Raw genomic sequence first — 13024 nt, forward strand, 5'->3', positions numbered from 1 at the left:
TTTTCGAAGAGTATAAGATGTTTTATTTTTATAACTCTAGTATAAAGCATAGATATCAAAGAATCGTCAAGCATTTCTAAAGAGTTTCTAAAGTTTTTATATTTTAAAAAAATAAAAGCCCAGTTGGCTAGAAATACTAGTTGACTGGGCTTATTTTCTACAAAATATATTTCTCAATAGCGCGTGCAACACCGTCTTCTTCATTGCTGGCAGTTACAGCATCTGCGAGAGATTTGACGTGGTCGCTGGCATTTCCCATAGCGATCCCCAGCCCAGCAAACTCTAACATCTCAATGTCGTTATTGGCATCACCCATAGCCATGATTTCAGAAGGTTGGATATCTAAAATCTCAGCCAAACGAGAAAGAGCAGAAGCCTTGGTTGTACCGAGTGGCATTGCCTCATAGATAACAGGTTGGGAACGAACACCGCTAAATCTCTGACAAAGTTCATCAGCAAATCGTTGTTCAAAGTCATCTGTTTGTTCTTTTGTCCCTAAAAACATTCCCTGGAACATACGATATTTACCACTAGTAGATTCTTCCAGTGAGATTTCAGTCAGGTCAGCAAAAACAAGTGTGGCATCATATTGAACGATAGGATTTGGTTTGCCTCCGAGAACGAAGTAGTGTTCCTCATCAAAGAGAGTCAACTGAACCTCACTCTTTTCAGCTAGGTCATTCAGGTATTCGATGTCAGATTTGCTAAGTTCTCGCCAGAAGACAAGGCTCCAGTCGCTGGTTTGGTGGGTAGAACAACCATTATTGACAATAACGTATTCATTTTGCAAATCAAGACCGAGTTTCTTGTAGTAGGGAAGAACTCCAAAGAGGGGACGACCAGTACAGAGAACCAGTTTGACACCTTTTTCGATAGCTTTATGAATAGCATCAATATGAGCTTGAGGAATTTCCTTGGCTTCGTTGAGAAGAGTACCATCCATATCTAGAGCAAGTAATTTAATCATAGTCTTTCCTTTTCTCGTGTTTTGCCTTTATTATAGCATATTTTGAGGCAAATAAGTCTAAAGCTAAGTGAAATGCCATTTCTATTTAGGTTTTTAGTAGATAGATAACAAAAATATGATATACTAAATTTGCGATGCATTTAATATTATAGTATAAAGTATAAAAAGCAGAGGATTTATCATGAAAAAAAGAGTAGTACAGATTTTACTAGCCTTATTGGTAATCATTTATAGAAAGACTTGGTTTTGGTGGATTTTTAATCATTTTGCAGGTAGGCTTGTACCTGCTAGTAGAGAATTTTTTCAAATTCTTGCTTTTTTAGAGTTTAGCGTTACTTTTATAGCTATTCTTTATTTATTAGTATTCGAAGGTAGGAAAATTCTTGAGTTGAAGTGGAAATGGAGATATCCAGTTTATTTGCTTCTTGCTTATGGAGTCAATCATCTTTCAGGTATTGTGTTTTCCTTTTTAACCCCAGCAACGTCCAATCAAATGGCTTTAAATGAATTAGTTGAGATGACAGGGAGACAAGAGTTACTATATTTATTGCTTATTACTTGTTTGCTAGGACCAATTACAGAAGAATTGGTTTATCGAGGAGTTCTCATGAATACATTTTTGAAAGATTCACCTTGGTATGGAGATGTTTTACTATCAGCCTGTGTCTTTGGCTATGTGCATGTTTCTGATGGTATAACACCACTTGCCTTTTTCACCTATGCAAGCGGAGGAGCGATTGTAGCATTCCTCTACCGAAAAACTCACTCTCTCTATTATCCCATTTTACTTCACATCATGATCAACATTGCTGCATTTTGGGAATTATGGGTACTCTTGTTTCATTCTAGGTAAATATTAAAAAGTCGGATGTAATTCCAACTTTTTATTTTTTTATATATCTTGTATAGGCTGAAATTTACTCTTTGCACCAAACTGTTTCAGCTTAAAAATGGTATAATAGAGAGTAATGAAACAACAAATGAGGCAGAGATGAAACTACTTTATACCGACATTCGGACTTCTTTGACAGAAATCCTAACCAAGGGGGCTCAAGGACTAGTTGACCAAGGAAAACGAGTCTTTTATATCGCCCCTAACTCTCTTTCTTTTGAAAAGGAACGCGCCGTGCTGGAGTGCTTGAGTCAGCAGGCTTCTTTTGCAATCACAGTCACGCGCTTTGCTCAAATGGCTCGTTATCTGGTTTTAAACGATATACCAGCGAAGTCTAGTCTCGATGATATTGGTCTGGGTATGGCTTTTTATAAGTGTCTGTCTGAGATAGACGCTAAGGATTTACGTGTTTACGGGGCTATTAAGCAAGATCAGCAATTTATCCAGCAATTGATTGAAATTTATCACGAAATGACAACTGCGAAGATAAGCTTTTTGGATTTAGAAAGTCTATCTGACGCTGATAAACGTTCTGATTTACTCTTGATTTTTGAAAAGGTAACAGCTTATCTGAATCAAGGTCAAGTTTCGCAAGGGAGTCAATTATCATATCTGATTGATGCTATCGAAGAAAACAAGGTAAGTAGTGATTTTAGTCAGATTGCCCTAGTCATTGATGGTTTTACCCGATTTTCTGCAGAAGAAGAACACCTAGTGGATCTACTATATCGTAAGGGTGTTGAAATTGTTATCGGGGCTTATGCGACTAAAAAAGCTTATACAAGTCCGTTTACTGAAGGGAACCTCTATCAAGCCAGTGTTGAGTTTTTACGTCATTTGGCCTTTAAATATCAGACTAAGGCAGAAAATACTTGTCAAGAACATGAGCAACTTGATGCCTTTGCCAAAGCCTCAAAATTACTGGAAAGTGCTTATGATTATTCTGAAATTAGCTTAGAAGTGGATGCTAAGGATAGAGAAGACTTGCAAATCTGGTCTTGTCTGACCCAAAAAGAAGAGTTGGAGTTAGTTGCTCGTAGTATTCGTCAGAAATTGCACCAAGAGCCAAAACTTAGCTATAAGAATTTTCGTATCTTACTCGGAGATGTAGAGTCTTATAAACTGTCTCTGCAGACAATTTTTAATCAATATCAGATTCCTTTTTATCTGGGCAAGAGTGAGTCCATGGCTCATCATCCTTTAACGCAATTCGTAGAATCCATCGGGCGTTTGAAACGATACAATTTCCGTCAAGAAGATTTGATTAATCTCTTACGCACTGGCTTGTATACTGACCTTAACCAAGAGGAAATTGATAGCTTTGAACAATATCTTCGTTATCTAGGTATTGATGGTCTTTCTAGTTTTAAACAAGAATTCACAAAAAATCATCATGGGAAATTTGATTTAGAAAAATTAAATAAGCTTCGTGTTCGTGTTCTAAATCCACTAGAAACTTTATTATCTAGTCGTAAGCAAAAAGCTGAGAATCTTCTTGCAAGATGGAGCAACTTTTTGAAAGATGCTTATTTGACCAAGCAGTTACAAACCTTATCTGCAACGATGGAAGTAGCAGAGCAAGAAAGACAAGAGGAGGTCTGGAAAGCATTTTGCCACGTAATGGAGCAATTTGCAACTGTATTTGAAGGTTCTCAGGTCACTTTAGATGATTTCTTGGCACTTCTTCATTCAGGTATGAGCTTGTCAAATTACCGTACAATTCCAGCAACGGTAGATACTGTCCTGGTGCAGAGTTATGATTTGATTGCACCCTTGACAGCTGATTACATCTATGCACTTGGCTTAACTCAAGACCACTTGCCTAAAATTGCTCAAAACACTAGTTTGTTGAGCGATGAAGAAAGAGAAGTGCTAAACCAAGCAACTCAAGAAGGTTCTCAATTACTGATTGCAAGTCAAGAAAATCTTAAGAAGAATCGCTATACCATGCTTTCTTTGGTCAATTCTGCCCGTAAACAGTTAGTCTTGTCAGCACCAAGTTTACTAAATGAAAACGAGAGTAAAGAGTCTGTTTATCTGAAAGAATTGCAGGATTTTGGTTTTAGCAAGATTGAACAGAGAATTGATCGAAAAAATCTAACAAAGGATGACATTGGTTCTTATCATAGTCTTTTGTCTAGTCTTGTTGCTTATCACCAGCAAGGTGAGTCGGAGACAAGTGAGCAGGACTTAACCTTTATTAAGGTTCTAGCTCGTGTCATGGGGAGAAAATTAGAAGATCAAGGTCTTGATAATCCTGTCCTACCGACAAGTCCAAAAAGTAAGACCTTAGCTACTGAAACTTTGGAAGCCTTGTATCCTCAAAATCAAGATTTTTATCTATCAACATCTGGTCTAACAGAATTCTATCGAAATGAATACAGCTATTACCTGCGATATGTATTGGGCTTACAGGAAGAATTGCGATTGAAACCTGACGCTAGAAGTCACGGGAATTTCTTGCACCGTATTTTTGAACGTGCCATGAAACTTCCGCCTAATGAATCCTTTGACCGACGTTTAGAACAAGCCATTTCTGAAACTAGTCAGGAACGAGAGTTTCAAGCTATTTATCAAGAAAGTTTAGAAGCTCAATTCACCAAGGAAGTTCTTTTGGATGTAGCTCGAGCTACAGGACATATTCTGCGTCACAATTCTGAGATTGAAACGATTCAAGAAGAGGCAGTCTTTGGTGGTAAGGAACAAGCTTTTGTTCAGTTAGAAAACGGCAGAAATGTCTATGTTCGTGGTAAAGTCGACCGTATCGACCGCTTAAAGACCAGTGAAGCTATTGGTGTTGTCGATTACAAATCTTCTCTAACTCAGTTTAACTTCCCTCTCTTTTATAACGGTCTTAACTCTCAACTACCAACCTATCTGGCTGCTCTTAAAAAAGAAGGTAATAAAGATTTGTTTGGAGCCATGTACCTAGAAATGGCTGAACCGGTTCAGTCCTTACAAAAGGTTAAAACTCTATCAAAGGCCTTAGTAGAAACGAATAATAGTATGAAATACCAAGGTCTCTTTCTCGAAAAAGAGATGCAACACCTTGGAGAGTTTTACAATAAAAACAAGACCTATCAGTTATCTGATGAAGAATTCCAATTATTACTAGACTATAATGCCCTTATCTACAAAAAGGCAGCAGAGAAGATTTTATCTGGTCAATTTGCTATCAATCCATATACAGAAAACGGTAGAAGCATTGCGCCCTATGTTCAACAATATCAAGCTATTACAGGATTTGAAGCTAATTATCATCTAGGTCATGCTAGATTGTTAGATAAGGTAGCTAAGAGCAATGACAAGAAAGCATGGTTTAATAAAATCAGAGAGGAGTTGGAGCGATGAAATTTTTATCTCAAGAAGAGATTAAAGAGTTACAAGTAGCAGAAGCTAATTCTGATAAGAAACCCAAGAAAACAGCTGAACAAATTCAAGCGATTTATAGCTCTGGACAAAACATTCTTGTCTCAGCTTCAGCTGGTTCAGGGAAAACCTTTGTCATGGCTGAACGAATTCTTGACCAACTAGCGCGTGGCGTAGAAATTCGCCAACTCTTTATCTCAACCTTTACCGTTAAGGCAGCAACCGAGTTAAAAGAACGCTTGGAAAAGAAAATCAGTCAACAAATCCAAGAGACTCAAGACCCAGAACTAAAAAAACACCTCGGCAGACAATTAGCTGATTTACCCAATGCTGCGATTGGAACCATGGACTCTTTTACGCAAAAATTCCTGACCAAGCATGGCTATCTCCTTAATCTAGCTCCAAACTTTCGGATTCTTGAGAATGAAAGTGAGCAACTCCTTTTAAAGAATGATGTTTTTCGTCAAGTTTTTGAAAATCACTATCAAAGTAAGGAACAAGAACAGTTTAGTAAGCTAGTCAAAAACTTTGCTGGAAAAAGCAAGGATGCGCGCGGTTTGCGTAAACAGGTCTATATGATTTATGACTTTTTGCAATCTACAAGTAATTCTCTGGCTTGGCTAGAAGAATCATTCTTAAAAGGCTTCGAAAAGGCTGATTTTACAGTCGCCAAAGAAAAACTCGCAGATCCTATAAAAGAAAAACTATGGGATTTAGAAAGTTTTTTCCGTCATCATTTGGAAAATGATGCAAAGGAATTCGGTAAAGCAGCGTATTTAGAGGCTGTTCAACAAGTTCTTGATGAAATCGGAGCTTTAACCAACGAATCTACTTTTGAACAATACCAAGAAGTTTTAGAGCGAGTTGTAAATATTTCTAAAGCTAAGAATGGTAAAGCTCTCACAAATGCCAGTCGCAAGGCCGAACTGCAAGACTTGAAAGAAGCTTACAACCAAGAGAGAAAATCAAAGTTTGAAAAGCTGATTGCACTAAATGAACAAATCGCTTTATTGAAATTCCAAGAAGATTATCATCAAGAGTCTTGGGATTTAGCAAAGACTTTCCAAGTTTTCATGAGTGATTTTGTTGATGCTTATCGACAACGTAAACGTGAAGAAAATGCCTTTGAATTTGCGGATATTAGCCACTATACCATTGAGATATTGGAAAACTTCCCTCAAGTTAGACAAGAATATCAGGAACGCTTTCACGAAGTCATGGTCGATGAATATCAAGATACCAACCATATCCAGGAGAGGATGTTGGAACTCCTCTCTAATGGCCATAACCGTTTTATGGTAGGAGATATTAAGCAGTCAATTTATCGTTTCAGACAGGCAGATCCTCAAATCTTCAATGAAAAATTCCATAGATTTGCTCAAAATGACAAAGAAGGTCAGTTAATTCTACTTAAGGAAAACTTCCGGAGCAGTTCAGAGGTTCTTGATGCTACGAACGATGTCTTTAAACACCTCATGGACGAGGAAGTTGGAGAGATATCTTATGACGGTATGCATCAACTTGTTTTTGGGAATACTGATATTCAATCAAATCCAGAAAACAAGGCAGAAGTTCTCTTATACGATAAGGATGATGATAGCGATTCTGATGATGAGGAGGAACTTGCAACTAACAAACTGACTGGTGAAATGCGGATGGTGCTTAAGGAGATAATTCACCTTCATAATGATAAGGGTGTACCTTTCAAGGACATGGCTCTCTTAACTGCTAGTCGAAGTCGTAATGATCAAGTTCTGCTCGCCTTGTCTGAATATGGTATTCCTGTCAAGACAGACGGTGCTCAAGCAAACTATTTGCAATCCCTAGAAGTCCAGGTGATGTTGGATACTCTTCGTGTCATCCACAACCCTCTTCAAGACTTCGCTTTAGTTGCTCTAATGAAATCTCCGATGTTTAGCTTTGATGAGGATGAATTGGCTCGTCTCGCTCTCCAAAAATCTGAGGATAAAGTTCAAGAGAACTTTTATGAGAAACTAGTCAATGCTCAAGCGAAAACTAGTCTTCATAAGGATTTAATTAAGTCTGAACTCCAAAAAAAATTAGAATTTTTCATGGAAACAGTCCATTTATGGCGCTTGTATTCCAAAACACATTCTCTTTATGACCTCATTTGGAAAATCTATAGCGACCGCTTTTACTATGACTATGTCGGTGCCTTGCCAAATGGACAGGCCAGACAGGCAAATCTCTACGCCCTTGCTCTAAGAGCAGATCAGTTTGAAAAGAGTAATTACAAGGGATTATCCCGTTTTATTCGAATGATTGACCAAGTCTTGGAAGCCCAGCATGATCTTGCCAATGTTGCTGTAGCACCACCTAAGGATGCGGTAGAACTTATGAGTATTCACAAGAGTAAAGGGCTTGAATTTCCTTATGTCTTTATCCTCAATATTGATCAAAAATTCAACAAGAAGGATACTATGTCTGAGGTTATCCTCAGTCGCACAAATGGAATTGGGTTAAATTATGTAGCTAGAATCGCTACAAATGCAAAAGAGGAATATGTTCCATCTACCATTAAATTATCTATCCCTAGCTTGACTTATACTCAAAATGAGGAAGAGCTCCAATTAGCAAGCTATTCTGAGTTGATGCGTTTACTGTATGTAGCCATGACGCGTGCTGAGAAAAAACTCTATCTAGTTGGAAAAGGTTCTCGTGAAAAGTTAGAATCTAAAGAATATCCGACAAATGGGAAAGGTCTTTTGACCCGAGAAACGAGACTAGATGCTAGTAATTTCCAGGACTGGATTTGGGCCATCTATCAAGCGTTTTCTAAAGAGGATTTGCATTTTAGTGTGCGCTTTGAAGGTGAAGAAAACCTAACCAAAGAAGCTATCGGAGAATTGGAACATAAAAGTCAACTTCAAGACCTATCCCAAGCAGACAACCGTCAGTCAGAAACTATCAAAGATGCGTTGGAAATGTTAAAAGAAGTGGAAGTCTATAACCAAATCCACCGTGCAGCAATCAATCTTCCAAGTGTTCAGACCCCAAGTCAGATTAAGAAGTTTTATGAACCAGTCATGGATATGGAAGGTGTAGTAGTAGCTGGTCAATCTAAACCAAAAGAAACTATGATTCAGTTTGAACTTCCAGACTTCTCCAAGACAGAAAAAGTCACTGGAGCTGAGATTGGTAGTGCCACACATGAACTCATGCAACGAATCAATCTCGCTAAGAAACCTACTTTAGAAACCTTGACAGAAGCCTTGGAGCAAGTTCAGGCAACTTCAGCTGTTAAAGATAAAGTTAATCTAGAAAAAATCTTATCTTTCTTTGATACAGCTCTTGGTCAAGAGATTCTTGCAAATCAAGATAAACTTTATCGAGAACAACCCTTCTCTATGTTAAAAAGAGATGCTAAGAGTCAGGAAGACTTTGTTGTCCGTGGAATTTTAGATGGTTATCTCCTTTATGAGGATAAAATTGTTCTTTTTGACTACAAGACAGATCTTTATGAATATCCAAGTCAACTGATCGAACGTTATAGAGGTCAATTATCTCTATATGCAGAAGCCTTGTCTCGTTCTTACCAAATAGATCAAGTTGAAAAATATTTAATCTTACTTGGCAAAGATATGGTTGAGGTGGTCGAAGTTAACTAATCTTGTAAAAACTATTGCCTTAACGGCAGTAGTTTTTATTTATTTTCAGTTATGGTATACTAGTTTCAGAAAAGGATGTTAAAGAATCTATGTCAAAAGAAATCGATATCGAATACTATCACCAATTAGCTTTACAAAAGCAAAAAGAGCATCGTAAATTCCTTGGAAATCTGAAAAAGAAAGCTCCAAAAAACCTAGATAAGATTGCCCTTGAAATTCACCAAGAAGTTTTTGAAGAAATTGATTGTACAGCCTGTGCCAACTGCTGCAAGAGCCTTGGACCGGATTTTAAGGAAGCAGATATCACACGCATTGCCAAGTACTTTAAAATGAAATTACCAGCCTTCGAAGATGAATTTCTACAGGTAGATGAAGACGGTGATAAGATCTTTAAGTCAATGCCATGTCCATTTCTCGGTGGTGACAATCTATGTTCTATATACGATGTTCGTCCTAAGGCTTGTAGAGAATTTCCACATACCGACCGTAAAAAGATTTATCAAATCAATAATTTGACTATCAAAAATACTTTAACTTGTCCCGCAGCCTATCTCTTTGTCGAGAAATTAAGAGATAAAATAGAATAAATAGTTTATTTTATAATAAATTCCATCCTCAAATTCATTTGTTATTTGAGGTTTTTTGTATATTTATTAATATTGATTGTTTTGATTTCTAAAGAAAATGAGTTCCAGTCTTAAAGTTTCTTTAACTTTTTCTTAAAGAAAACTGATATAAGGTATCTTTAAGCGATGTTCTGTATAGTTATTCCATCATCAAAGAAAGAGGTATCGATATGAACTATATAGTCATTCCAGCTTATCAACCTGATAATAAACTTATCACACTCATCGAAAAAATACATGAAAAGAGTGATTATCATATTCTAGTTATCGACGACGGCAGTTCATCAAGGTGTCAAAATATCTTTGATAAAGCTGAGCAATATGCTACGGTGCTCCGTTACCAAGTGAATCAAGGTAAAGGCCAAGCACTTAAAACAGCCTTTTCTTATATCTAAGAACAAAACATTTATGGAACGGTGATAGTCACAGCAGACGCAGATGGTCAGCATAAGATTTGGGATATTTTCCGTACGGATAACAAAGCTTCTGAGAATCCTAACAAAAAACGCTTTAAAAAAACTGTCGTCTCTTATACACTAATTACGATTTTCTTCTTTGCTTTTTCTAGAATTTATGAAGCATTTAGTTTTGGTGAGACATCAGTTCATATGCATTACTTGTTCGCTATACCTTTGGTGGGTGGGATAATACTAGCAATCTTGCTCAAAGTTCTTCCGTATTTTTCAAGATTAAGTCTTAATTTATGGAATTCGGCAGTAGCAATTGCTACAACAGGAACACTATTCCGAGGTATTGTCAATCTTTCAGGACGCTCTACAACCTTGGATACGCCCTACTGGTATGTTGGGATTGGTTTTGCAGTACTAGCTATTTTATCCATCTTTATAAAACCGTTTCTAACTAATAAGCGTACCAAAGTAATAGAAGGGTAATTATCATAATAAAAAAAGTAGTCGTTCAGATATTGTTCGACTACTTTTTGTTGACTTTTATTTCTAAATTGTTTTAATAATATTACAACTTTCTTTCTTCTTAAAGACCTTACTTTTATAATTAAAATTATAATGTATAATAAAATAGAGATTGTCGTCTTTAAAACGATAAGTAAGAAGTAAAAAATATAGGGAATATAAAATTGAAAGGTTAAAAATGAAAAAGATATTACTAGCAAGTACAATTGTTCTTTCCATGGCAGGTATTTCTAAAACAACAGTATTGGCTGAAGAAAACCAAGCTACAAATAAAATAGAAAGTTCTGACAAATCTGTAGCAAATAGAACTAGTAAGGAAGCTAAAGAGCAAAAGCAAAGTCAAGGTCAAGAGCAGGGCAATAAGCAGAATCAAAACGGAAAACAAGATAAGACAGAAAATGATTCTTCTCAAACCACACAGAAACAAGAAACAGCCCTTACTAAGGACAATTCTTCAACAGAAGAAATTACTGAAGAGGTCAACAAAGAAGGTTGGCAAAGAGAGAATGGTCAATGGCGTTATTATGAAAATAAAAAGGCTGTAAAAACTTGGAAGAAGATAGCTGGAGTTTGGTATTATTTTAACCAAGACGGTATCATGCTTAGCAATACAGTTTATGATGACTATCTCTTTAATAAAAGCGGTGCTATGGTTGAAACTTCTTGGGTAAAAATAGATGAAAAGTGGTATTATGCTAGGGAATCAGGAAAGATTATCCGCAACAAATGGGAAAAAATTAACGGTTCATGGTATCGTTTTGATGAAACTGGTATCATGTTAAGCAAAACCATTTATAATGACTATCTTCTTCAGACTAGCGGTGCTATGGCTGAAAAAAGTTGGGTAAAAATGGATGAAAAGTGGCATTATGCCACAGAATCAGGAAAGATTATCCGCAACAAATGGGAAAAAATTAACGGTTCATGGTATCGTTTTGATGAAACTGGTATCATGTTAAGTAAAACCATTTATAATGACTATCTTCTTCAGACTAGCGGTGCTATGGCTGAAAAGAACTGGGTAAAAATGGATGAAAAGTGGTACTATGCTACTGATTCAGGTAAAGTCGTTCGTAATAAATGGGAAAAGATTAATAGCTCTTGGTACTTATTTGACAAAGACGGGGTCATGTTGAGTAGTCAATGGAAAGATAAATACTACCTAAAAGATAGTGGCGCCATGGCTAAAAACGAATGGTTCTTTGATAAAAAATACAATAGTTGGTTCTACTTAAAATCAGATGGTTCTTATGCTGAAAACCAATGGCAAGGGTCCTACTATCTCAAATCATATGGGTATATGGCCAAGAATGAGTGGATCTTTGATAAGAGTTACAATGCTTGGTATTATCTAAAAGAGGATGGACTATATGCTACTGGAACACTCAAAATCAATGGGAAAAATTATAGCTTTGAAAATAACGGGAAGTGGATCTCTAATCCATCTAGTTATTATAAAGTAAAACCAATAACAGCCTATGTTTATAGTGCTTCTGGAGCTAGACTTAGCTATATTTCCCAAGGTACTATAGTTGCTGTTTCTGACACAGAATCTCAAGGTGACAGACTCTCAGTCCAAATTTCTGGACTTTCAGGCTTTATGAATAAGAGTGACCTTGTAGCTGTTAACACTAATAATGAGTTTATCCCTCATTACACAAGCGATGGTCGTTATCTTTATCACGAGTTATCACCTTATACTAGTATTCGTGTAGCACCTCATAGTTCATCGATGGCTATTGGTACAAAATACTATTCAGCAGATGGCGTTAACTTTGATAACTTTAAAGTTGAGAATCCATTCCTCTATAGAGACCTAAGAAAGCCAACCAATTATACAGCAGAAGAATTGAATAAGGTTTATTCTCTTATGAATATTCAGGGCAGCCTCCTTGCAGGTAAAGGAGAGGTCTTCAAAGAAGCGGAGAAACGTTATCAGGTGAATGCACTCTATCTCATGGCTCACAGTGCTCTAGAAAGTGCATGGGGACGTAGTCAGATTGCAAAAGATAAGAATAACTTCTTTGGTATTGCTGCCTATGATACTACTCCATATGATTCAGCAAAGAGTTTTGACAATGTCGATAAGGGGATCTTGGGGGCAGCTAAATGGATCCGAGAGAATTATATTGATGAAGGTAGAACTCATCTTGGTAATAAATCATCTGGAATGAACACTCTTTACGCTTCTGATCCATATTGGGGTGAAAAGATTGCAAGTATCATGATGACTATCAATAGTAAACTTGGTGAAAAGGACTAAAATATTTTAAAATCGATGACTATAAAATGGTTATCGATTTTTATTTTTAATCATACAAAAAGGATTTACTTTTAAAAAGTAAATCCTTTTTGAACTTCTAATCAAACCTAATCTCTAATTTAGAATTAGTCTTTTTTTGATTTATGTAGAAATGCTACCAAAATAATGGATGAAATTAAAGTTACAAAACCAATGATAGTGACTAATGTTCCTTTACCTTCTCCAGTTTTTGGCAGTCCAGGTTTTTCTTCAGTAGTAGTTACAGAAGTCGTAGTAGGAGCTTCTGTCGTAGTAGGCGCTTCTGTCGTTGTAGGAGCTTCTGTTGTAGTAGGCGCTTCTGTTGTAG

General features: G+C 36.6%; 7 protein-coding genes and 2 pseudogenes. 7 read left to right on the top strand and 2 right to left on the bottom strand.

Features of this window, described 5'->3' with window-relative positions; translation table 11 throughout:
* Positions 1-157: 157 nt before the first annotated feature.
* Entirely contained in the window at positions 158-967 is an 810-nt protein-coding gene (locus tag AB8E63_RS04825) for a Cof-type HAD-IIB family hydrolase (protein ID WP_368910234.1), read from the bottom strand.
* 181 nt (positions 968-1148) lie between these two features.
* Between AB8E63_RS04825 and AB8E63_RS04830 the strand changes: the two genes are divergently transcribed.
* The 7 genes and pseudogenes from AB8E63_RS04830 to AB8E63_RS04860 all read left to right on the top strand — a co-directional run bounded on the left by AB8E63_RS04830 (position 1149) and on the right by AB8E63_RS04860 (position 12678).
* Positions 1149-1820, top strand: coding sequence for a lysostaphin resistance A-like protein (locus AB8E63_RS04830; RefSeq protein WP_368910235.1), 672 nt, complete (start codon positions 1149-1151; stop codon positions 1818-1820).
* Positions 1821-1958: 138 nt separating this feature from the next.
* Positions 1959-5210, top strand: a complete 3252-nt coding sequence (rexB, locus tag AB8E63_RS04835; RefSeq protein WP_368910236.1) for an ATP-dependent nuclease subunit B — start codon at positions 1959-1961, stop codon at positions 5208-5210.
* Entirely contained in the window at positions 5207-8857 is a 3651-nt protein-coding gene (gene addA, locus AB8E63_RS04840; RefSeq protein ID WP_368910237.1) for a helicase-exonuclease AddAB subunit AddA, read from the top strand. The genes rexB and addA overlap by 4 nt, the downstream gene beginning before the upstream one ends.
* A gap of 89 nt (positions 8858-8946) precedes the next feature.
* Positions 8947-9444, top strand: a complete 498-nt coding sequence (locus AB8E63_RS04845; protein ID WP_006152239.1) for a YkgJ family cysteine cluster protein — start codon at positions 8947-8949, stop codon at positions 9442-9444.
* Positions 9445-9653: 209 nt separating this feature from the next.
* Positions 9654-9986 (top strand): annotated as a pseudogene (locus tag AB8E63_RS04850) (glycosyltransferase); the annotation flags it as partial.
* Positions 9975-10376: pseudogene (locus AB8E63_RS04855) on the top strand (hypothetical protein); the annotation flags it as partial. The pseudogenes AB8E63_RS04850 and AB8E63_RS04855, both read left to right, overlap by 12 nt.
* A gap of 217 nt (positions 10377-10593) precedes the next feature.
* The gene (locus tag AB8E63_RS04860; protein ID WP_368910238.1) at positions 10594-12678 is read left to right on the top strand and encodes a glucosaminidase domain-containing protein; all 2085 of its coding nucleotides are present in this window, start codon (positions 10594-10596) and stop codon (positions 12676-12678) included.
* A gap of 125 nt (positions 12679-12803) precedes the next feature.
* Here AB8E63_RS04860 and AB8E63_RS04865 read toward each other — a convergent pair.
* Positions 12804-13024, bottom strand: a 221-nt coding sequence (locus AB8E63_RS04865; RefSeq protein WP_368910239.1) for an LPXTG cell wall anchor domain-containing protein, incomplete at its 5' end; no start/stop codon positions are given.

The sequence above is a fragment of the Streptococcus sp. oral taxon 061 genome (assembly GCF_964211575.1).
Classification (GTDB): Bacteria; Bacillota; Bacilli; order Lactobacillales; family Streptococcaceae; genus Streptococcus.